At 35.9% G+C, this 22,932-nt stretch carries 23 protein-coding genes; 15 read left to right on the top strand and 8 right to left on the bottom strand.

Going from position 1 to position 22,932, the window contains the following annotated elements:
* The first annotated feature begins 230 nt into the window (after positions 1-230).
* The 10 genes from MRBLBA3_RS06215 to MRBLBA3_RS06170 all read left to right on the top strand — a co-directional run bounded on the left by MRBLBA3_RS06215 (position 231) and on the right by MRBLBA3_RS06170 (position 9,420).
* The gene (locus tag MRBLBA3_RS06215; RefSeq protein ID WP_000023368.1) at positions 231-830 is read left to right on the top strand and encodes a TasA family protein; all 600 of its coding nucleotides are present in this window, start codon (positions 231-233) and stop codon (positions 828-830) included.
* A 199-nt stretch (positions 831-1,029) separates the two neighbouring features.
* Positions 1,030-1,716 carry a CPBP family intramembrane glutamic endopeptidase gene (locus MRBLBA3_RS06210; protein ID WP_000172706.1) on the top strand — a complete coding sequence of 229 codons (687 nt, stop codon included), beginning with the start codon at positions 1,030-1,032 and terminating at the stop codon, positions 1,714-1,716.
* A gap of 23 nt (positions 1,717-1,739) precedes the next feature.
* Positions 1,740-2,711 (top strand): phosphotransferase enzyme family protein, encoded by a 972-nt coding sequence (locus tag MRBLBA3_RS06205; protein WP_044738644.1) that lies wholly within the window; start codon positions 1,740-1,742, stop codon positions 2,709-2,711.
* A gap of 159 nt (positions 2,712-2,870) precedes the next feature.
* A complete protein-coding gene (locus MRBLBA3_RS06200; protein WP_000387488.1) occupies positions 2,871-4,331 on the top strand; it encodes an alanine/glycine:cation symporter family protein in 1,461 nt (486 codons plus the stop codon).
* Positions 4,276-5,196, top strand: coding sequence for an amino acid ABC transporter ATP-binding protein (locus MRBLBA3_RS06195; protein ID WP_002100329.1), 921 nt, complete (start codon positions 4,276-4,278; stop codon positions 5,194-5,196). The genes MRBLBA3_RS06200 and MRBLBA3_RS06195 overlap by 56 nt, the downstream gene beginning before the upstream one ends.
* A gap of 12 nt (positions 5,197-5,208) precedes the next feature.
* Positions 5,209-6,039 carry a glutamine ABC transporter substrate-binding protein GlnH gene (gene glnH, locus MRBLBA3_RS06190; RefSeq protein WP_363380241.1) on the top strand — a complete coding sequence of 277 codons (831 nt, stop codon included), beginning with the start codon at positions 5,209-5,211 and terminating at the stop codon, positions 6,037-6,039.
* Positions 6,040-6,136: 97 nt separating this feature from the next.
* The gene (locus MRBLBA3_RS06185; protein ID WP_001112678.1) at positions 6,137-6,793 is read left to right on the top strand and encodes an amino acid ABC transporter permease; all 657 of its coding nucleotides are present in this window, start codon (positions 6,137-6,139) and stop codon (positions 6,791-6,793) included.
* The gene (locus MRBLBA3_RS06180) at positions 6,794-7,438 is read left to right on the top strand and encodes an amino acid ABC transporter permease (RefSeq protein ID WP_000345966.1); all 645 of its coding nucleotides are present in this window, start codon (positions 6,794-6,796) and stop codon (positions 7,436-7,438) included. It begins immediately after the preceding gene.
* Between the two features lie 202 nt (positions 7,439-7,640).
* Positions 7,641-9,068, top strand: coding sequence for an amino acid permease (locus tag MRBLBA3_RS06175; protein WP_001188004.1), 1,428 nt, complete (start codon positions 7,641-7,643; stop codon positions 9,066-9,068).
* Positions 9,043-9,420 (top strand): OsmC family protein, encoded by a 378-nt coding sequence (locus MRBLBA3_RS06170; protein ID WP_000778855.1) that lies wholly within the window; start codon positions 9,043-9,045, stop codon positions 9,418-9,420. The genes MRBLBA3_RS06175 and MRBLBA3_RS06170 overlap by 26 nt, the downstream gene beginning before the upstream one ends.
* A gap of 69 nt (positions 9,421-9,489) precedes the next feature.
* Here MRBLBA3_RS06170 and MRBLBA3_RS06165 read toward each other — a convergent pair whose 3' ends face one another.
* Complete coding sequence (locus tag MRBLBA3_RS06165; RefSeq protein ID WP_098328032.1) at positions 9,490-10,431, bottom strand: helix-turn-helix transcriptional regulator; 942 nt, start codon at positions 10,429-10,431, stop codon at positions 9,490-9,492.
* Between the two features lie 108 nt (positions 10,432-10,539).
* Here MRBLBA3_RS06165 and MRBLBA3_RS06160 point away from each other — a divergent pair, with 108 nt between their 5' ends.
* On the top strand, positions 10,540-11,061 hold the full coding sequence (locus tag MRBLBA3_RS06160) for a dihydrofolate reductase family protein (RefSeq protein WP_044738641.1): 522 nt from the start codon (positions 10,540-10,542) through the stop codon (positions 11,059-11,061).
* Between the two features lie 13 nt (positions 11,062-11,074).
* Here the strand turns inward: MRBLBA3_RS06160 and MRBLBA3_RS06155 are convergent, their stop codons facing one another.
* Positions 11,075-12,466, bottom strand: coding sequence for a sensor histidine kinase (locus MRBLBA3_RS06155; protein ID WP_097811284.1), 1,392 nt, complete (start codon positions 12,464-12,466; stop codon positions 11,075-11,077).
* A gap of 11 nt (positions 12,467-12,477) precedes the next feature.
* The gene (locus MRBLBA3_RS06150) at positions 12,478-13,155 is read right to left on the bottom strand and encodes a response regulator transcription factor (RefSeq protein WP_098328034.1); all 678 of its coding nucleotides are present in this window, start codon (positions 13,153-13,155) and stop codon (positions 12,478-12,480) included.
* Positions 13,156-13,329: 174 nt separating this feature from the next.
* Between MRBLBA3_RS06150 and MRBLBA3_RS06145 the strand changes: the two genes are divergently transcribed.
* The 4 genes from MRBLBA3_RS06145 (at position 13,330) to MRBLBA3_RS06130 (ending at position 17,061) form a co-directional block, all read left to right on the top strand.
* The gene (locus MRBLBA3_RS06145; RefSeq protein ID WP_098883735.1) at positions 13,330-14,577 is read left to right on the top strand and encodes a cell wall-binding repeat-containing protein; all 1,248 of its coding nucleotides are present in this window, start codon (positions 13,330-13,332) and stop codon (positions 14,575-14,577) included.
* 156 nt (positions 14,578-14,733) lie between these two features.
* Complete coding sequence (locus MRBLBA3_RS06140) at positions 14,734-16,185, top strand: SulP family inorganic anion transporter (protein WP_098883734.1); 1,452 nt, start codon at positions 14,734-14,736, stop codon at positions 16,183-16,185.
* Between the two features lie 65 nt (positions 16,186-16,250).
* Positions 16,251-16,673: a universal stress protein gene (locus MRBLBA3_RS06135; RefSeq protein WP_363380232.1), complete on the top strand. Its 423-nt coding sequence runs from the start codon at positions 16,251-16,253 to the stop codon at positions 16,671-16,673.
* Positions 16,674-16,944: 271 nt separating this feature from the next.
* Positions 16,945-17,061 carry a DUF4027 family protein gene (locus MRBLBA3_RS06130; RefSeq protein WP_002100326.1) on the top strand — a complete coding sequence of 39 codons (117 nt, stop codon included), beginning with the start codon at positions 16,945-16,947 and terminating at the stop codon, positions 17,059-17,061.
* Between the two features lie 104 nt (positions 17,062-17,165).
* On the opposite strand, the gene opp4A is transcribed toward MRBLBA3_RS06130, so the two are convergent.
* From opp4A to MRBLBA3_RS06105, 5 genes are read right to left on the bottom strand one after another with little or no spacing between them, the layout of a single operon-like run.
* On the bottom strand, positions 17,166-18,947 hold the full coding sequence (opp4A, locus tag MRBLBA3_RS06125) for an oligopeptide ABC transporter substrate-binding protein (protein WP_001039732.1): 1,782 nt from the start codon (positions 18,945-18,947) through the stop codon (positions 17,166-17,168).
* Positions 18,948-18,961: 14 nt separating this feature from the next.
* A complete protein-coding gene (locus tag MRBLBA3_RS06120; RefSeq protein ID WP_000880731.1) occupies positions 18,962-19,867 on the bottom strand; it encodes an ABC transporter permease in 906 nt (301 codons plus the stop codon).
* Positions 19,868-19,885: 18 nt separating this feature from the next.
* The gene (opp4B, locus tag MRBLBA3_RS06115) at positions 19,886-20,854 is read right to left on the bottom strand and encodes an oligopeptide ABC transporter permease (protein ID WP_000265450.1); all 969 of its coding nucleotides are present in this window, start codon (positions 20,852-20,854) and stop codon (positions 19,886-19,888) included.
* 14 nt (positions 20,855-20,868) lie between these two features.
* Positions 20,869-21,795: an ABC transporter ATP-binding protein gene (locus tag MRBLBA3_RS06110; protein ID WP_001196379.1), complete on the bottom strand. Its 927-nt coding sequence runs from the start codon at positions 21,793-21,795 to the stop codon at positions 20,869-20,871.
* The gene (locus MRBLBA3_RS06105) at positions 21,782-22,801 is read right to left on the bottom strand and encodes an ABC transporter ATP-binding protein (RefSeq protein WP_000795387.1); all 1,020 of its coding nucleotides are present in this window, start codon (positions 22,799-22,801) and stop codon (positions 21,782-21,784) included. Before MRBLBA3_RS06105 ends, MRBLBA3_RS06110 begins: the two co-directional genes overlap by 14 nt.
* Positions 22,802-22,932 lie beyond the last annotated feature (131 nt).

Genomic DNA, 22,932 nt, shown 5'->3' with positions numbered 1-22,932 from the left:
AATAAGACAATGAATATAAAATTAAATGAGATTGGCTAACAAATAACCGGTAATGATTTACGGTAACATTACCGGTTATTTTAAAAGTAATAGTCGTTTGGATACATGAAGTAAATAGTTTAAAGCTAGTTTGCTTTCTTTATGAGACAAGGTAGTTGCTTAATTAATATTGTTTGTGGGCTGGAAATAAGGTTTGTAGTTTAAACTTTAAAAATAGGGGGACTTGTGAAATGAGTATTAAGAAAAAACTTGGTATGGGTGTTGTAACTGCAGCGCTTGGCTTATCTTTAATTAGTGGGGGAACATATGCGTATTTTAGTGATAAGGAAGTATCACAAAATACGTTTGCAGCCGGCACTTTAGATTTGAGCGTTAATCCTGAAGTTGTTATTAATGTCGATAATATTAAACCGGGCGATGAAATGGAGCGCGGTTTTCAATTAGTTAACAAAGGAACCTTAGCAATAGGAGATGTGAAACTTCTTACAGATTACAGTGTAATCGACGCTAAAGGAGATAATGGAAATGCTGATTTTGGTGATCATATCCGTGTTGATTTCTTGTGGAATTTGGATAAAAATGAGGTTCCAATATGGTCTACTACATTGTCAGAATTAAAGGGAGCCACGCAAAATGGAAGTATTCCTGATCTTGTGCAAAAAGGTGTTGTAGACCGAGAAGGAAATGGACTTGCTCCTGGTGATGATGATACTTTCTATGTAATGTTCACATTTGTAGATAACGGGGAAGAGCAAAATGTATTTCAAGGGGATGCACTGAAGTTAAATTGGACATTCAATTCAATGCAGACAAAAGGTGAAGAGAAATAAAGATAAATATTATATATGAGAATGAATTGATGAAGAATTGAGGAATAGAATTTTTAATAGTGTAAAGGTTGATTGAGTGAATCAACCTTTTTTTATTTTGTGAGAAAATTATGCTTAGATTATTTGAAAAAAGTAGCTTGAAAGTTACGTTACGTCATCTTTTATACTAAAGAAAATAGGATATAGGGGGATGGTGTAGATGACTTTAAAATGCATGTGGGGATGGAAAGAAATTTTATATTTATTTGTTTTTGTATTTCTGATTGTACCAGTAATGGTTGAATCTCTTTTTTATGATTATGCTTTAAAAATAATAGGGAACTCATTATATGCTGGAGTATTAATGGGACTTATAATGGCAGTGATATTTACATTTTTAGTTTATCTTTTTTGCATAAAAAGATATAACCTGTCGTGGAAAGACATTGGAATTCGGAAGCTTTCATGGAAAGATTTCTTATGGACAGTTGTAGTGGTTATTTTCTTAATTATAGTTAGTGCTGCTGTATTAATGATAATGGAGAAAATGGGTATTTCCTTTGAAAATAGTAAAACAGAGACGGTCCAAAATAATAAATCAATCTACGCATTTTGTATCGCGGTAATTGGAGCGGCGGTTATATCTCCAATCTACGAAGAGATTTTATATCGAGGTGCTTTTTATACGTTTTTTCGTGAGAGATATGGCATATGGGGCGGCGTACTTATAAGTTCCATAATATTTACCGTTGTTCATATTCCAACATATAACACATTACCGGTGAATTTTTTAAGCGGAGTAGCATTTGCGTGGTTATATGAGAAAACAAATTCTATTTTATCGGCTATGATTGCCCATGCGCTATTTAACTTCATAGCAGTACTTCTCACATTTGTGTCGAATTAAGAAGAGATATAGGAGGGATACATATGGAAATAGCGGTAGAACGTGTTTTTACAAAAGAGATTTTAGCAAGAGCAGCAAAGGCATATCATGTAACGGTGGAAGAAAAGCCACTTGGTGATTTTGAAAATTATATTTTTAAGGCGAAGGGTAAAAATAATGAAGATTACGTATTACGCTTAACTCATTCTTCTCATCGTTCTAAAAAAGAGGTAGAGGCCGAACTAGATTTTTTACGGTATGTTGCAGAGCATGGGGCAAAAGTGGCGGGACCTCGTAATTCAATATCTCAAAACCTTGTAGAAGAAATTGGAGCGGAAGATGGCACTTTCTTTTTCGCGTCTTTATTTACATATGCACAAGGTGAGCAAGTAAAAGGAGAAGAATCGCCTTATTGGGGAGATGCTTACTTTGAAGCGTGGGGAAAATCAATTGGACAGCTGCACCGCCTTACAATGGATTATCCTAAAACAGACTACCGTGATACGTGGGAAGAGGATGAAAGTAGCATTGTTAATGGATTAGAAGATGAGAAGGTGAAAGGGATTGCCACTGCATTAATGGAGGAAATAAAGGCTCTTCCGGTTAAAAGAGAAACATTCGGTCTTATGCATGGTGATATTCATCCAGGTAACTTTCATTATGATGGCAAAGAGCTAACAATCTTTGATTTTGATGATGCAGCTTATAATTACTTTATACATGATTTAGCAATGGTTCTCTATTACTCTGTTCTATTTACACCGTGGACTGCGGAAGAGAAGACAAAATTTGCTTGTACACAGTTACAAGTGTTACGAAAAGGTTATGAATATGAGCATAGACTGGCGGATAGTTGGTATGAATCGTTACCGTTATTTTTACGTCTACGTGATATTGGTTTATACGGTACGCTTCAAAAGAAGTTTAAAGGGAAAGATATGCCAGATCATTTCCGAGAATTAGCAGAACAACTCTATGAAAGAATTATAAAGAAGGAAGCAATTGTGAATATATAATACATTCATATCGAAACAAAGTATACAAAATAAATGTATACTTTGTTTTTTTATACAAAAATATGTTTGTTTTATTAAAATAATATTGTTATAGATTCGGTATACACTTATAATTTTATATATATTCTGAATATTCTTTACAAAGAAGGAGGGGGAAAGTTGGAAGCTATCGTAAGTTGGATAAATAATATTGTTTGGAGTCCAGCACTTGTCTATTTATGTTTAGGAGTAGGTCTATATTTTTCCATTCGAACAAGGTTTTTACAAGTAAGACACGTAGGAGAAATGGTGAAGCTTACATTTAAGGGAGAAAAGTCTGATGCGGGTGTTTCTTCGTTCCAGGCGTTAGCACTTTCGTTATCAGGGCGCGTTGGAACAGGAAATATTGCCGGTGTTGCAACGGCTGTTGCCTTTGGTGGTCCAGGGGCTGTATTTTGGATGTGGGCGGTAGCCTTTCTAGGAGCTGGTTCTGCATATGTAGAATCGACGCTTGCACAAATATATAAGACGAAGCATCAAGGGCAATTCCGCGGTGGTCCTGCTTATTACATTGAAAAAGGACTAGGTGTTAAATGGTATGCTTTAGTATTCGTTGCAGCGACAATTCTTGCGACGGGGATGCTGTTACCGGGTGTTCAGGCGAATAGTATTGCTGTAAGTCTAGAAACAGCTTTTGGTATTAATACTTCCGTATCAGGAGCGGTATTAGTAGCGGCATTAGCACTTATTATATTTGGTGGAGTTAAGCGAATTGTTAACGTAGCGCAAGTTGTAGTACCGTTTATGGCGCTTGGCTATATTCTAGTAGCTTGTGTAATTGTAGCTATGAATATTGAAAAATTACCAGACGCTTTCATGTTAATTTTAAAAAGTGCATTTGCATTAGAAGCGGCTTTTGGCGGGATTATCGGTTTAGCAATTTCTTGGGGTGTAAAACGTGGTATTTATTCAAACGAAGCAGGGCAAGGAACTGGGGCCCATGCAGCAGCAGCAGCTGAAGTATCGCATCCAGCTAAACAAGGGTTAGTACAAGCATTTTCCGTTTACATTGATACATTATTTGTTTGTTCAGCAACAGCATTTATGATGATTATTACAGGCATGTATAACGTATTTGATGCAAGCGGAAAAAACTTTATCGTCAATAAATTAAATGGTGCACAACCAGGTCCTGGTTATACACAGGCTGCGGTAGAATCTGTTTTCCCTGGATTTGGAAACGGTTTCGTGGCAATCTCTCTACTATTCTTCGCATTTACAACAATTATGGCTTATTACTACATTGCAGAAACGAATATCGCTTACTTAAATCGTGATAAAGACCGCCCTTGGATGTCTATCGTACTAAAGTTTGTATTCTTAGGAGTTGTATTCTACGGTTGTGTAAAAACAGCAGCAACAGCGTGGGCTTTAGGAGATATTGGTGTAGGAATTATGGCATGGGTTAACATTATTGCGATTCTATTATTACAAAAGCCGGCATTGATTGCATTAAAGGATTATGAAAAGCAGAAAAAAGAAGGAAAAGATCCAGTATTCGATCCGCAGAAATTAGGAATTAAAAATGCTGATTTCTGGGAGCATGAATACGGGAAAGACAAGAAAGAAGAAGTATCTTAAGAGAATAGAAATGAAGGAGCAAAGGGAAATCCCTTTGCTTTTTTTTATGGGCAAAATGAGGCAGGCAGTTATTTTTTTGCCTATTTTTGAATATAAAAAGAATGTACATGCTTTGTTAAGGGAAGGGGGGAGTATGTTGATAGAGTTTCGTAATGTAAATAAATATTATGGTACCTTTCAAGTTTTAAAAGATATTAATGTACAAGTGAAAAAAGGTGAAGTGGTAGTAGTTGTTGGGCCGTCCGGATCAGGAAAAAGTACGTTGCTACGGTGTATAAATCAGTTAGAGACAATTACAGATGGAGCGTTAATTGTACAAGATACGGAAGTACACAATGCAAAAACAGATATGAATGAATTACGCCGAAATATTGGAATGGTCTTTCAACATTTTTATTTATATCCACATAAAACGGTTCTTCAAAATATTACACTAGCACCGATTAAAGTAAATAAAGTTTCAAAAGAGGAAGCTGAGCAAACAGCGATGTTTTATTTAGAGAAAGTAGGAATTCCGGAGAAGGCTAGTGTATACCCGCATCAATTATCCGGAGGACAACAGCAAAGGGTAGCTATTGCTAGAGGGCTCGCGATGCAACCGAAAATTATGCTATTTGATGAGCCTACGTCTGCTCTTGATCCAGAGATGATCGGGGAAGTACTTGATGTTATGAAGACGCTAGCTAAAGAAGGGATGACGATGGTCGTTGTCACGCATGAAATGGGATTCGCGCGAGAAGTAGCAGATCGGATTTTGTTTATGGATGATGGTCAAATTATTGAAGATACAACACCGGCACAATTTTTTGCAAGTCCTGAACAAGAAAGAGCTCGTCTATTTTTAAGAAGAGTGTTAAATCATTAAAGGGGGAGTTTTATGCTTAAAATGAAAAATTTGTTTACGTTAATCGTATTTTCATGTTTATTCGTACTTGTCGTTGCTGGATGCGGAAGTAAAAAAGATGAGACGAAAGAAACGAATACGAAACAAGGCGGAGCTGTTGAGCAAATTAAAAAGCGCGGGAAACTAGTAGTTGGGGTGAAGAATGATACGAACTTATTTGGCTTGAAAAATCCTTCGACAGGACAGGTAGAAGGGTTTGATGTTGATATCGCAAAGGCGCTTGCGAAAAAAATCCTTGGAGATGAAAAGAAATTAGAATTAAAAGAAGTAACGTCTAAAACGCGTATTCCACTACTGAAAAATGGTGATATTGATGCAATTATCGCGACAATGACAATTACGGAAGAACGTAAAAAAGAAGTAGATTTTTCAGATGTATATTTTAAAGCAGGGCAATCGTTACTTGTGAAAAAAGGAAGCGATATTAAAAGTATTGATGATGTGAAAAAGGGTGTGAAAGTGTTAGCGGTAAAAGGTTCAACGTCTACAAATAATATTCGTCAAAAATCACCAGAATCGACTGTATTAGAGTTTGAAAATTACAGTGAGGCATTTACAGCGTTAAAAGCAGGGAAAGGCGATGTATTAACGACAGATAATGCAATTCTTTACGGCATGGCAAAACAAGATTCGAATTATGAAGTTGTAGGGGAAATTTTCACGGATGAGCCGTACGGAATTGCAGTGCAAAAAGGTGCAGATGATTTAACGAAAGAGATTAATAGCTTGCTAAAAGATATGAAGGCGAACGGGGAGTACGACAAATTGTATGAGAAATGGATTGGGCAAAAACAAGAGAAGTAAAGTGATAGTTTCATTAATGGAGCTTTATTCTCATTGATAAATAGTAAGAGGATGAGGGATGCTCATCCTCTTCTTGTAAAGAAAGAGGGGAGAATATGTGCCTGATTTTTCTATATTGACGAATAACATTGATATGTATTTAGAGGGCTTTAAGTATACAGTTATGTCTAGTGTAATTGCGTTAATAGGCAGCTTTATTTTGGGAGTAATTTTGGCTGTAATGCGCATTGCACCTATTCGTATTTTAAATTGGTTGGGAACGGCTTTTGTAGAGTTTGTAAGAAATATTCCACTCGTATTAATTGCATTTATATTTTATTTCGCTTTACCTGTAATAGGAATTACTTTCAACGGTTTTGTAGCAGGGACAGTTGCGCTTACAGTTTATACTGCGGCTTTTATTGCAGAAGTAATTCGTGCTGGTATTTTATCAGTCGCGAAAGGCCAAATGGAAGCAGCTCGTTCTTCAGGATTAACTTATACGCAAGCGATGTATCATGTCGTTTTACCTCAAGCAATGAAAATCGTAATCCCTCCTCTAGGAAATCAATTTCTCAATTTAGTAAAAAACTCTTCCATACTCGGAATTATCGCTGGTACCGATTTGATGTATCAAGGAGATTTAATTTCAACGAAGACATTTGTTACGTTCGACGTTTATATATTTGTCGGGATGTTTTATTTAATATTAACAATTCCGCTCAGTATGCTAGTGCGTTATTTAGAAAAACGCTTAGCAAAGGAGGCGGTGTAAATGGATTTTAAGGGAGCAATTACAGGAGATCATATTCTGTTTTTATTAAAAGGATTACTTATAACGTTAGAGGTAGCGCTCGTAGCAATTGTACTCAGCTTTATTATTGGTAGTATAATAGGGATATTGCGCTACATGAAAATCCCTGTCGTCTCACAAGTATTAGGAATTATCGTTGAAGTGATTCGAAACTTACCACTACTTTTAATTATATTTTTCACATATTTTGCACTTCCAGAAGTAGGCTTGAAATTAGAGATTATAACAGCTGTAATTGTTGCTTTAACAATATTTGAAGCAGCAATGATATCTGAAATTGTTCGAAGTGGTCTATTATCGATTGAAAAAGGACAGATTGAGGCCGCAAGATCTTCAGGATTAACGTATGTTCAAGCACTGTGGCATATCATTTTACCACAAGCATTAAGAAGAATGGTCCCGCCGCTTGTCAGTCAGTTTATTTCATTGCTGAAAGATACATCATTAGCAGTTGGTATATCACTGCCAGAGCTTATGCATAATGCTCAAATTATTAGCGGGCAGAATGTAAATTATATGATTCCGACATTTATACTAGTAGCTTGTATGTATTTCGTTGTAAACTACGGTTTATCAATTTTATCTAGAAGATTGGAAATACGGTAACTCTTACAATAAATGTAAGAGTTTTTCCTTTTAAATCCTTTTTTACCTCAAATTAGTATCGAAACCTCTTAATAATTGGATTTTTATATTATTTTATCAGAAAAGTTTTAATTTTATATAGAAATTGTAACCGCTTTCGTGTATATTTTTATTATCAGAAAATTTTAACAAGATATAGGGGTACTTGTAGGGGAGGATTAAGATGCAGCAAACAACGAATGAGCAATTACATCGTACGATGAAGAGTAGACATTTATTTATGATCGCACTAGGTGGTGTAATCGGAACTGGTTTTTTTCTAGGTTCAGGTTACACCATTAATCAGGCTGGACCAGGGGGAGCCATCCTTTCATATTTAGTGGGCGGATTTATTATGTATTTAACAATGCTTTGTCTTGGAGAGTTAACGGTAGCAATGCCAGTTTCAGGATCTTTCCAAAAGTATGCGACGAAGTTTATTGGACCAGGAACTGGATTTATGATCGGTTGGCTATACTGGATTGGATGGGCAGTAACAGTAGGATTAGAATTAACATCGATCGGTTTAATGATGAAAAGATGGTTTCCGAATGTTGATGTTTGGGTATGGTGTCTCGTATTCGGTGTTATTTTATATGCTTCAAATGCAATATCAGCGAAGAGTTATGCTGAATTAGAGTTTTGGTTTTCTAGTATTAAAGTAGTTACAATTATTGCATTCATTCTACTTGGGGGTAGTGCATTATTAGGATTTTTACCATACGACGGAAAAGAAGCAGCGCCTCTTTTCTCTAACTTTGTAAGTGATGGTGGGCTATTCCCAAATGGACTAGCTGCAGTGCTTCTTACGATGATTACAGTTAACTTTTCCTTCCAAGGAACAGAGTTAATCGGGATTGCAGCAGGAGAGAGTCAGAATCCTGAAAAAACAATTCCACGTGCAATTCGTAATACAGTATGGCGCATTATGTTATTCTTCATTTTAACAATGACAATTTTAGTAGGGTTAATTTCTTGGAAAGAAGCAGGGATAATTGAAAGTCCATTCGTAGTTGTATTTGATAAAATCGGTATTCCATATGCAGCTGATATTATGAACTTCGTTATTATTACAGCTCTTCTATCTGTAGCGAACTCAGGGTTATATGCAGCAACGCGTATACTATGGTCACTTGCAAATGAAGGAATGGCACCAACTTCTTTCAAGAAAGTAAATAAACGAGGTATTCCAATTACAGCATTAGTCGTAACAATTGCAGTAGCGGGCCTTTCTTTATTAACAAGCTTCCTTGCAGAAGATACAGTATATATGTACTTATTATCTATAGCTGGTTTATCTGCTGTTTCAAGTTGGATCATTATTGCTTTATCGCAACTTCGTTTTAGAAGTCAGTATTTAAAAGGCGGAGGAAAATTAGAGGACTTAAAGTATAGAACACCACTATACCCGCTTGTTCCAATTTTAGCTTTAATTACAAATAGCATCGTTGTTATTAGTTTAGCGTTTATTCCAGAACAAAGAATGGCGTTATATTGTGGTATTCCATTTATCATTTTCTGCTACATATATTATTATATAAATAAGAAACGGCAGAAACCGATGAAAGTGGAGATGGAGACACCAAATGAAACTAACAATCAAACACGATGATATACAGGCGGATTTATCGTATGGTCAATTAGCGATTGGAAAAGAAAATGGATATTCACCGTTACAATTACTCGTTTCTTCTATCGCAGGATGTAGTGCAATTGTTTTTCGAACAATTTTAGAAAAGAAACGTATTACATATGATACGTTTACAATTGAAACTGAAATTGGTAGAAGTGAAGCTTTATCAAAACCAGTTGAAAGTGTTCATTTGCACTATAAAATTAAAGCACAAAACATTACAGAAGAGCAATTGGACAAGGCGCTGCAACTTGCAGTGAAAAACTGTACGATCGTTCAATCTGTAAAAGATAGTATAAAAGTTACAGAAACAATTGAATTAGTAAAGTGAAACAGAAAAACGTGAGAATAGGGCGCTCACGTTTTTTTGTTTTTGGCAGAGGAATTCTCTTATGCCTTTTTAGTCACCATACATATTTAAAGTTTCTCTAGCACGTATACGTAAACCATCTATCAATTCTTTCGGTTCTAAAACCCGTGCATCTTTTCCAAGTCTATAAAATAAAGGGGTAATAAAGTTAATTTCACCTTTATCGATTGTTGAATGTATATATCCTGTCCCGTCTTCGTTTACTACCACGAATTCTTCAAGGTAAGGAACGCTTTTACATTGGCGTACGCCTTCAGTCGTTAATAAAACATGTAACTGGGTAGGAATGTGTACGACGTTAGAGTTAGAAGCAAACCATTCTTCTAAATTCATGAATGTATCCTCATTTTCTTCCGTTGCTAATATAGAAAGAATACGATCAACGCGATACAGTAATACTTTTTTTCTACCATAGTCATAGGACGGCAAATACCATAAACTATCATGAGCATATACACCGATAGGATGAACATGTTTTGTTTTTATCCCCGATTTAGATTCGTATTGAAAGTGTAAATTTTTATTTTCAATAGCTGCGGTTAACACTTCGTTTAAAAACGGTGTCTTAATTGATCTCTTCGGATTCCAAAAAGCGATATAAGAACGTATTTTATCAACTTTCGCTTTCGCATCATTTTGTAGAGAGCTATACAGTTTATGAGTAACAGAATTGATTTCTGTATTAAAAGGTAAGTCTCTGTAGTAGCTTAAAGACTGAAAAGCAAAAAAGATGGATACTGCTTCTTCTTCGGTAAATAAAATAGGGGGAATGACTTTATTCGTTAATACTTTATATCCTCCGTTACGACCTTGTTCTGCATAAATAGGTAATCCCATATCACTTAAATCTAAAATGTATCTATGGACAGTACGAACGGAAATATTAAATTCATCAGCTATTTCCTGAGCTGTAAATGTTCTTTTCGCAGAAGCGAATATAAGAATGTCTAGTAAACGTTTTGCTTTTGACAACTATCTCACTCGTTTCTTTTTTTAACATGACATGAATTGTCATGTTTTAAGGTTAGTATAGTGTGTATAAGGTCATTTTATCAATATACGTTGTAAGGAGGAAAAGAGATGTCACGTGAAATTGTTTTATTTATAGCCGCTAGTTTGGATGGATATATTGCGAAAGAAGATGATGATTTAGAGTGGTTAATGGAAACCGAAGGAGAGGGAGACAACGGTTATACAGAAATGTACGAAACGATTGATACGATAATTATGGGGAAGAGAACGTATGATTATGTAGTAGAGCATACAGAAACATTCCCGTATTTAGATAAAAAATGTTATGTGTTTTCTAATTCGGAAAAAGGTTCAAACGGATATGTAGAGTTTGTAAATGAAGATGTAGTGGAGTTTACAAAAAGGTTGAAATCGCAGGAAGGGTCTAAAATATGGATGGTCGGCGGAGGGAGTCTACTGAGAGAGTTCTTTAAGAATAATTTAATTGATGAATACGTTGTTACGATTACACCTCACATATTAGGTTCTGGTATTCCGCTATTTAAAGAAAAGAACCCGGAAATTCATTTAACTTTAACGGATACGAAACGTTTTGGGCAATTTGTAAATTTATATTATAAAGTAAAATGATAAAGAAACACGACTATTGATGATAGTCGTGTTTCTTTATAGATGGTAATGAAATTATAAAACAAGACCCGTGATCAATTTCACTTGTTGCAGTAATATTTCCACCGTGTAGTTCTATAATTTCTTTTACGATAGAGAGCCCTAAACCAGTGCCTCCTGTAGCTCTGGAGCGCGCTTTATCAACCCGGTAAAAGCGGTCGAAAATGTGAGGGAGGTCTTCAGGAGGAATACCTTCACCTTCGTCCCTAATGTTGATGGAAATACGTTTATGTTCTTCTGTAACAGAGATGCGGATATGAGAATGTTCTTTTGAATGCCTATAAGCGTTATTTAAAATGTTCACTACAACTTGTTCGAATCGCTGTTCATCCAAGTTTACTAACAGTGAAGGGGAACAAGTGAAAGAAACTGTAATGTGTCTTTCCTTATACATCGCGTTTACTTTTTCGGTTATGCGAGTAAGGAAGGGGTGTAAATGCACTTCCTTTACTTGAATGAAAAAGTTATGTTTTTCCATTTGAGCGAGTGAAAATAAATCTTGAACTAAGTTTGTAATATAATCAGATTCGTCTTTTATAATGGATAAGTATCGTAAACGTTGCTCAGGAGGTGTGCTTTCTTTTAACGCAATGTCAGCATAACCTCTTACGTACGTTAATGGTGTTCTTAATTCGTGAGCAACACTCGCTAGGAATTCACTTCTTTCAGTTTTCATATAATGTAAATCATTTGCGAGAGTTTGGATAGATTCTGCTAGTTCACCAATTTCGTCATTTCGAGTAGTCGTTAATGAAACTGATAAATCGCCCTTACTCATTTTTTCAGTCGCTTGTTTCATGTGTAACAATGGTTTTGTTAATAAACGTGACAATAGAAAGATGGTGATAGCTGTTAATAGGAAAGTAATGACTCCGGCGATAATGAATTGTCTTGTTAGCCCGTTAACCATTTCTTCGATTGATTCCGTTCCGAGAAACATATATACATAGCCTTCCGTTTTTCCTGCCACTACAATTGGGCTAACTGTACATATATAATTAGATGTTTTCCAATGATTCTCTATAATTGCTCCATCATGATCTGTTCGTGTTTGCATGCCTTCAATATGTTTTTTTATAGTAGTATTTATTTCATTGGATTTTGCTAGCACTTCCTTATTTGCATTTGTAATAATAACAGTTGTTTCAGCTTCGGATTCCATTAAAGCAACATGGGAGATTGTTTGCCTATCAAAATACTTTTCAAGGACATCTCGGTGACTATTTCCGCGCTTTAATAAAGCTGTCATTTCTTCATTTACTCTATTGTTTACAAGGCTATAATAAAGCAAGACAAATAGAACACTTTCGATTAAAAGTGTAACAATTAGAAAATAAAATCCGAGTTGAAGAGAAATTCGCTTCATCGTTTTGCTCCTTAGTTTTCAATATCAATCCATCGATAACCTACTCCGTAAACAGTTTTTAAATGGTAATCAATAGGGAAATTTACTTTTCGTAATTTATCACGTAAATTACGAATATGTGAATCGACTGTTCTATCTTCTGTATTTGTATTTAACCCCCAAATTCGTTCAATGAGCTGATCACGGCTTAATACGTAGTTCACATGACGTAAAAATAATCCGAGTAAAGAGAATTCGATTGGAGTGAGAAGAAGTTCTTCATTATGTACAGAAACGAAATGCTTGGCCTCATCCCATAAAATGCCGTGATATTGGATTTGCGTACGTTGATTCGTTCGCCTTAAAACAGCTTCAATTCTTGCGAAGAGCTCCTCTTCGTGGAATGGTTTCGTCACGTAATCATCTGCTCCAAGTTTTAACCCTTGGATGACATCTACCGTTTGATCACGGGCAGTTACCATAATGATAGGGACGTTACTAAATGATCGAATTCTTTTGCATGTTTCCCATCCATCCATCTTTGGCATCATAATATCGAGTAAAACAAATTTGAAATTTCGATTTTCTATATGTGAAATAGCTTCTTCTCCGGACACTGCACATACGCAGTTATATCCGATTGGAGTAAGATAAAGCGTTAATAATTCAAGCATTCTCGGTTCATCGTCTACGAGTAGTATATCGATCATAGAGTACCTCCGCATTTGTAGTTATTATTTAAATTGTAAGTCAAAATCATGAAGAAATGGTGCAGATTATAATGCATCTGCATAATTTCTTCAGAATTGCTTGTTATTGTAAAGATGAAATTCCATTTTAGGTAATAATATTGGCTCGAAAACGATTAATACGGAGGCGATATAGTGAAAAAGATGACCCGAATTTTTGGGATAACAATAATTGCAGCAGTCGGTCTTGCGGCATGCGGACAAACGAACACAGATCATAAAAATCATGAATCTAAAGAAGAGAAGAAAACAGAGCAAAAGGAAATGAAAATGAATCAGGAGGTAACTGCGCCGAAAGAAATGAATCAAGGTGCATCGAATGATTTATTAACGACAAGTTTAAAAAATGTAACGAGATTAAATACAAATGATCCTCTGCAAATGGCGGTATTAACTTCGCAAACGATATGGCCAGCAACGCATAAAGAGAATCAGCCAGGCGCTATTATTTTAGTGCCAGTGAACGAGTGGCAATTAGGTATTGCAAGTGCGGATCTTATTCATCATCCGAATAACGGACCAATTTTATTTATAGAAAAAGAAGCGGTACCCGAAATGACGTTAAAAGAAATAAAACGATTAAATCCGCTCGGAACGAAAGATGGAACGCAAATTATGGTGATGGGGGATGTAAGTGCATCTATCCTTGAGCAATTAAAAGAATATAAAGTAAAGCAAATAAAAGAAACCGATCCAGCTAAATTTGCTAAAGATGTTGATAAAGAATATGCCGATATAACAGGGGATTATCCAAATAGCGTTATTATCGGTTCATCGGAAGAAGAAGGACGCTTATATACAACACCAGCTGTAAATTGGATTTCTCATATGCCAGAACCGCTTTTATATACAGAAAAAGAAACGGTGCCAGAAGCGACGATAGAGGCATTAAAAATGAGAAAAGATAAGGCAAATATATATGTGTTAGGACCAGAAAAAATTATTTCAAAAGCAGTAGAAAAAGAGTTAAATAAATATGGAAAAGTGACCCGTATTAGCGGAGAGACTCCAACAGAAAATTCGATTACATTTGCGAAGTTTAAAGATGAAAAAACGAAATTTGGCTGGGGGTTCACAAAACCAGGGCACGGTTTGTCATTTGTTTCGAGTAAAACACCAGACTTAGCAGTTGCGGGAGCACCTTTTTCACATATGGGTAAACACGCCCCTGTTGTTTTGCTTGAGGAAGGAAAAGCTTCACAACCAGTTTATGACTTCCTTGCTAGTATTCAACCGAAGTTTAAAGATGATCCAACACTTGGACCGTATAACCATGGTTTCCTATTAGGAAGTACTAGTGATATTTCATTTGAAACACAAGGTATATTGGATGAGAGGTTAGAAATTGTTCAGGAAAGTGGTCAAGGTCACGGTGGACATTAATGAAATGAGAAAAGACGCTGCTAAGGTAGCGTCTTTTCTTTAGGAAACTTTTACATAGCACAAAATCCTTTGCTCGTTATATAATAGCCTTCGTGCAGTCGGCCCTGATTTTCTTACGGAGAAAATCAAATGATAAAAGAGTAGAGGAGTGGTACTTTGTTTCAAACTATAAAAAATGACTGGTTCTCAAATGTGAGAGGAGACGTGTTATCGGGGATTGTTGTTGCTTTAGCATTAATTCCTGAAGCGATAGCTTTCTCCGTTATTGCAGGTGTAGATCCGACGGTTGGATTGTACGCAGCCTTTTGTATTGCAGTTACAATTTCGTTTGTTGGTGGAAGAACTGGGATGATCTCAGCGGCAACGGGTGCGATGGCTTTATTAATGGTCACTCTTGTGAAGGATCACGGTTTACAATATTTATTTGCTGCGACAATATTAACCGGTATTGTCCAAATTATTTTTGGAGTGTTCAAACTGAGCTCATTTATGAAGTTTGTTCCTAAATCCGTTATGAGTGGTTTTTTAAATTCACTTGGAATTTTAGTTTTTACAGCACAATTGCCGCATTTTAAAAATGCGACTTGGCAAATGTATGCACTTGTCGCATTAGGACTTGCAATTATATATTTATTTCCACGTATTACGACGGCTGTACCGTCTACACTTATTTCAATTATCATTGTGACAAGTATTGCACTTATGAGCGGATTACAGTTAAAAACAGTAGGCGATATGGGAAGTTTACCGAAAGAATTACCGTTCTTTAACATTCCAGATGTGCCTTTTACATTTGAGACATTAGGGATTATTTTACCGTACTCCGTTATGCTTGCAATTATCGGTTTACTAGAGTCGTTATTAACAGCTTCGGTTTTAGACGATATGACACATACGGAAAGTAATAAACATAAGGAAGCACGTGGCCAAGGTATTGCAAACATTGTCGCTGGTTTCTTTGGAGGAATGGCAGGATGTGCAATGATTGGACAATCTGTTATTAACATTAAATCAGGTGGTCGTGGGAGATTATCGACGTTTATAGCCGGTAGTTTTTTAATCGTATTGCTATTTGTTTTAGGTGATTACGTTGTTCATATTCCGATGGCTGCTCTAGTTGCGGTTATGATTATGGTTTCGATTGGGACGTTTGATTGGAACTCTGTAGCGACGATTCATAAAGTACCAAAAGGAAACGCATTTGTTATGATCGTAACAGTTGTGATTGTCCTAATTACACATAATTTAGCATTAGGTGTAATGATCGGGACAGTAATTAGCGCGGTTTTATTTGCATTCAATATGGCAAAGATTCACGTGAAACATTCGTATATTGAAAATAAGAAAATATACGAAATTCACGGCCAGCTATTCTTCGCATCTACGGCAGAGTTTATAAATGCTTTTTCATATAATGAAGATGCGAAAGAAATTGAGCTGAATTTTACTCACGCACACGTATGGGATGATTCAGCAGTAGCAGCAATTGATAGAGTTATAATGAAGTATGAACAAAGTGGTGTGAAAGTAAGGATCACAGGGTTAAATGAACGAAGCTCGAAGATTGTTTCAAATTTAGCTACCTATAATAAGAGAATTGCTAGTTAGAAGCCTCCTTTTTAGGGGGCTTTATTATATAATACGGGTAGGATAACGAAAAGGGGATTCAGCATATGTACAAACAAATTATATTAGCATGTGACGGTTCTGAACATGCACTTCGAGCAGCTGAGCATGCAACATATATTGCGAAATTTAACGAAGAAACACATGTTGAAGTTGTGTACGTAGTAGATAATAGAACGGCAAAGGCAGATATTATACAAGGACAAACGGATTTAGAAACAATATCAGATAGTCGAAAAGATAAATTAAAAGAGATTGAAGGTTTATTAAAGAAAGAGAACATTTCCTACAAAATTACGATTCTACATGGTGATCCAGGGGATACGATTGTTCAATATGTAAATACAGGAGATATAGACCTTGTTATTGCTGGAAGTAGAGGATTAAATACACTGCAAGAAATGGTACTTGGTAGTGTAAGTCATAAAATAGCAAAACGTGTGAAATGCCCGGTGATGATTATAAAGTGAGACTTTAATCAGTGGGGGTCTTACTGCCCGGCGAATAGCGGGATAAAATAAGTTGAGTGAGATATTATGTAGTGTAAGCAGGACCTTGATATAATTCGAGGTCTTTTTTGATGTATAAAGGGGGAGAGTGTGGACATACTAGATATATAAGTTTAAAGGGAATTTGTTAACTTACAATTTTGTAAGTTAGTTGTCAGCGAAATCGATGTTATGAAAAAATTTCCATTGATAAAATAAGAATATCAAAGAGGATATGGGGAGGATGGAAGATATGAAATCACTTCAAAATTTGTCTTATAGCCAAGGGGTAAGTTTAATTTGTTTAGGGGGATTTGCTGGATCTGTTACGTTAGCTGTTTTAATGAAGATGTTTCATCAAATCTTTTAATCTTAGAGTAGGGAAGGAATTGGTTGTTATAAATAGTAAGAAAAGGATTGTAAATAAAAAATAGCTCTTAGCATGTATGTAGATGCTAAGAGCTATTTTTATGATTATTTTTCTACTTCTGGCTTCTCACTTGTTACAGTAACGTCTTTCCAATGTGAAGTTATTTGATTTACTTCAGTGTTGACATCATAATTTTTTACGCGCTTATTAACACCTGTTAAATCAAATGTGTAATGAATTGGAATCATCGGTGCTTCGTCATGAATTAATTTTTGCCATTTATCGTATATTTCTTTACGATATTTTTCATCAGTAGCTTTTTCTGATAATCCTGCGTCTAATAACTTCGTATTTTCATCATTTACCCAGCGCTGGTAGTTGAATCCGGCATTTTTGCCCCATAGGCCAGAAAGGTCAGGGTCAGAGCCAGTATTCCAAGCACCAGAGAAAATATCAACCTTCGGATCATCTTTTTTAATCATATCACGCATAGCATTAAATTCGTGTAAGCGTCCATCAAGAAGTTCTACTTTTAAGCCGATATCTTTCCAAGATTGAATATAGAATTTTGCAAGTGGTTCACTTGTCTCACTACCGTTACTAGCTAAGAAGTTAATTTTAAATTCATTACCTTTTGGATCCTCACGGAATCCATCACCATTCTTGTCTTTATAGCCAGCTTCATCTAATAGTTTTTTCGCTTTATCTACATCTAAGTTATATGCGCCAACACTGTTATTATGGTACTTTGGCATAGATGGTGGAATTGGAGAGTTAGCTGGAACACGAAGTCCGTGATATACTTTTTCTCCTAATTTTTCTCTATCAATTGCATATGCCATCGCTTGACGTAAACGAACGTCTTTGAACTTATCGTTATCCATTACAGCTTCATTCTTTGCTTTGTCCATATGTCCGAACTTAAATCCGATATAAGTGTAAGCAAGGTCAGTTTTACCAATTAGTTGTGTGTTTTTTAATTTACTTACGTTCGGATATTGATCAGCAGTAATTGATGCAATATCAATATCACCTTTTTTCAGAGATGCACTAACAATAGATGGATTTACAACTTTTAATGTTACATTTTTTAGCTTAGGTTTGCCACCCCAGTAATCATCAAAGCGCTCATACTCAACTGATTCACCAGGAACGATTTTCTTCACTTTAAATGGACCGAATCCAATTGGATTTTGACGGATTTTATCTGATTCAGCTAGTTTTTCAATTGGTACATCACCTAAATATTTTTTAGGTGTAGGATATGTCCAAATACCCGTTTTCAGTGAAGGGTTTACTTCTTTATAAGTAATGGAAATTGTTTTTGGATCGACTACTTTAATACCAGAAATTTTGTCAGCTTTTCCAGTATGATATTCTTCCATACCCTCAATCATTTGCATTTGTGTATCGTAACGAATACCTGTATATTTACTATTACCGATAATTAAGTAAGAATATTCTAAATCTTCAGCTGTTAAAGGGTTACCATCATGCCATTTTACATTATCTTTAATTTTAATTGTAATTGTTTTTTTATCTTCAGAAATTGTATAAGTTGCAGCACCTTCATTTGTAATTTCCCAGTTTTTATCTGTAGCTAATAATTGTTCATCAAAGAAATCCATAATTTCTGAATCTGGAGCAACTTCATACAATACTCTACTTAAAACACCAGAGAAAGGTGAATTTGAAACGAGTCCATAAGTTAATGATCCGTCTTTAATTTCTTTACCGTCATTTTTTACAGCAGCACTAAATTTATTTGTTTCTACTTTTTTTGTGTTTGCTTTTTTACTACCGCTATCAGCACCCCCACATGCAGATAGTAATAATGTTGAAGCAGCAAGTGTACTTAATACTTTGTACAGTTTTGGTTTGTTCATAACTTCTCCACCCCTTATCCTTTTCTTTGTCTCGCATCAGCCGCACGCTTTAACGCTTGACCAATAAAATTTATACACAGCATCAACACTAAAATCATGATTGATGCGGGTAACCAAATCCACCACTTTTCTTGCAATACATCTGGGTTAGTTGCGTAACTTACAAGTGTACCAAGACTTGGTGTGCTCTCTGGTAGACCGAAGCCTAAGTAAGTTAAACTAGATTCAATTCCGATGTTACCAGCAAGATTTAATGTAATATTTACGATGATAATAGAACTTAAATTAGGTAATATTTGCTGGAAGATTATTTTCCAATTTGGTGTTCCTAACGTTTTTGATGCAGATACGTAATCAAGTTCTTTCTCAGTCAATACTTTAGAACGTATCAGCCTTGCTTTTCCGACCCATAAGAAAGCGGTCATTATGAGAATAAATGTCGTAATATTGAAAGTTGGAACGAGTGAGATAAACACGATAACAATCATTAAGAATGGTAAAATCATCATAAAGTCGATAAAACGCATAATGATGTTATCGACAACTCCTCCAAAATAGCCAGCAATTAGTCCCATCGTAAGACCGATAAGGGTTGATAAAAGAGTGATAGCTAAACCAACTGTAAAGGAGTTACGTGTACCAATAATTAATTGTCCGAAAATATCGCGACCTCCATAATCAGTTCCTAACCAATGTTCAGCAGAAGGAGGATCATAAATGGCGAACAGATCGACTCGGACGATATCTTCTTGCTTCATAATAAATGAAGTTGCGTAAACGGCTATTAATATTAAAGCTAAAAAGAATAGAGAAAACATTGCTAGTTTATCTTTACGAAATTCTCGCCACATAATGGAGAAACCAGAAGGGCTCTTTTCGTAATGAATGACTTCAGTTTGTTTTTCAGGATTTGCTAACATAACGTTTCTTCACCTCCATTAATCAATACGAATACGTGGATCAACGATGCTTAGAATAATATCGGAAAGAAGAGTCCCGAGTAGCGTTGCGAATCCAGTAAATAATACAAGAGCAGTTACGACACTGAAATCACGTTGAGTGATAGATTGGAAAAATAGTTGTCCAATTCCTGGGTAGCCGAAAATGTTTTCTAGAATAATAGAGCCCCCAACTAAACCTGTAATTTCATATCCTAAAAATGCTGCGATTGGTAAAAATGAATTTCGTAAAATATGTCTGGAATATACTTTAGATTCTGGTACACCTTTTGCCTTTACCGTGCGTACAAAATCTTTATGTTTTGTATCGATAATTTCACTTCGTAAATATTGGACAGTTCCTACAGTTCCAATTAATGCCCCAGATAAAGCTGGTAAAATCATATGATTTAATTTACTTAAATAGTAATCAAATGATCCGGTTGCAACTTGTGGGTCAACGCTACCACTCGTAGGGAAAATTGGATATAAAAAGCCGAATAAGAATAACATTACTAATCCGAAAATAAACAGTGGTGTACCGAATCCTAAAAAGTTATATAGCGTAATAAATCGATCAGCCCACGTATCATTCCAACGTCCACTTATAACTCCAAGTGGAATAGCAATTAAGTAAGTAAGAATAAGAATAAAAAGAGCTAACAGTATTGTATTGCCAAGACGTTCCCCAATAATATCTGTTACTTTTATTTTATGTGCGTAAGAAATACCGAAATCCCCTTGCACGGCATTTGAAATCCACCTTACATATTGAGTGGGAATAGGATCGTTTAAACCTAGTTTTTCACGTTGTTCTTCAATCACTTTTGGATCGGCTTTTGGATTTGCTAGTTCAGCGCCACTTAATGCATCACCTGGCATTGCCTTAGCCAGTGTAAAGACGAGTACGCTTAATATGAATAATTGCGGTATCATAACTAAAACCCGGCGTAATATAAATTTCCACATGTTTTATCACTCCCTTAAGGTAATGCCACCCGGTGAGTTGGCGAGATTGGTTTTAAATCGTAAGCACGTCCATTTTCATTGAAATAATTTTCGTAGGATTTCTCATACTCAGCGCTTACCTCACGACGCAATTTACGTTGTTGCTCGCGGTTTTCTGGACGAATATCAGGAATAGCTGATATTAGACGCTTCGTATAGATGTGCTGTGGATTATTATAAATTTCAGCACTAGTTGCTTCTTCCACAATGCGTCCGCGATACATAACACCGATACGGTCACACATATGGCGAATTACACCTAAGTCGTGACTAATAAATAAATATGTTAATCCAAGTTCAGATTGTAAATCTTGTAAGAAGTTTAAAACTTGAGCTTGTACCGACACGTCAAGTGCAGATACAGGTTCATCTGCGATAATAAGCTTAGGTTTTAATGTAAGTGCACGTGCAATACCAATCCGCTGTCTTTGTCCACCGGAAAATTCATGTGGGTATTTATAAATAGACTCTGGATTTAAGCCAACTTTATCAAGATAATCTTGAACAGCTCTACGCTCTTCATCAGGTGAGAGTTTCTCAAAATTTCGAAGTGGTTCAGCGATAATATCCATAACACGTTTCTTCGGGTTTAAGGATGAATAAGGATCTTGAAAAATCATCTGAATATCTTTTCGTTGTTCTCTTAGTTCTGAGCGGCTTAATTTTGTTAAATCTCTATTATTAAAATGAATGCTACCGCCTGTTGCTTTCGTTAAGTGCATAATTGCTTTTCCAGTTGTTGATTTGCCGCTCCCAGATTCCCCAACGATTCCATATGTTTCGCCAGGTTGTAGTTCGAAGCTTACGCCATCAACAGCGCGAACGTAATCTAATGTACGACCGAAAACACCACCTTTAATTGGAAAGTGTACTTTTAAATCTTCTACTTTAAGCAGTGCCATGAGTTACGTCATCTCCTTTCTTATGTTGGAAGTTGAAGTGCTTATAGCAAGTACAACGTACCCAATGGTCTGGTTTTACTTCATGTAAAATAGGATTTTCCTCATGTTGATCAGGTCTAACCCACGGGATTCGGGCTTGGAATCGGCAACCTGTGCGAGGAAGCTTCGCTAACGAAGGAACTACGCCTTGAATTACATGCAATTTTTCTTTTTCAGCATACGCAGATGGAATTGAGTTTAATAGAGAACGAGTATATGGGTGAAGAGGGTTATTAAAAATCTCTTCTACTGTTCCTGTTTCTACAACTTGACCTGCATACATAACGACAATACGATCAGCTGTTTCGGCAACAACGCTTAAATCATGTGTAATTAAAATGATGCCCATTTTCGTTTGTTCTTGAATAGATTTTAGTAAGTCTAAAATTTGTGCTTGGATGGTTACGTCAAGAGCCGTTGTTGGCTCATCCGCAATAATGAGTGCTGGGTTACAAGCAATCGCAATCGCGATAACAATTCTTTGTCTCATTCCGCCAGATAATTCGTGAGGGTATTGTTTATATGTAAGTTCTGGTTTTGGAATACCAACTTGATGGAGTAGTTCTAAGGTGCGTTTTTTCTTTTCTGCTTTTGAAAGGTTTGTGTGGTAGTCTAAGTTTTCTTCGATTTGTTTTCCAACTGTCATAAGAGGATCGAGTGCTGTAAGAGGTTCCTGGAAAATCATACCGATGTTTGATCCGCGTACTTTATTCATTTCTGCGGTCGACATAGTAAGTAAATCCTTATCTCTATAGTAAAGTTGCCCTTGTAATTTTGTATTTGCTTCATTATGCAGTCGCATAATGGAAAGGGCAAGTGCACTTTTTCCGCAACCTGATTCACCAACTATCGCGACAATTTCATTTTCATGGACAGTTAACGAAACGTTATCAACTGCTGCATGGTATTGATCTTGTATGCGAAAGGAAGTCTGTAAGTTTTCAATGCGAAGAAGTGGATTCTTCATGGCTATCCCTCCATCTTTTCTGAAAAGACTAAATATTTAGTGTGTTGTTGTTATTTTAATATAAAATGACAATGTTTGACAAGAGTAAATATTCAAAAATCTTTTTATATAGAGATGAGATTCAGTAATAT

Origin of the sequence: Bacillus sp. LBA3-1-1.1, assembly GCF_040676495.1 — a bacterium.
GTDB lineage: Bacteria > Bacillota > Bacilli > Bacillales > Bacillaceae_G > Bacillus_A > Bacillus_A nitratireducens.
The sequence above is the reverse complement of the archived record's forward strand: the minus strand, read 5'-3'. Positions and strand labels throughout refer to the sequence as shown.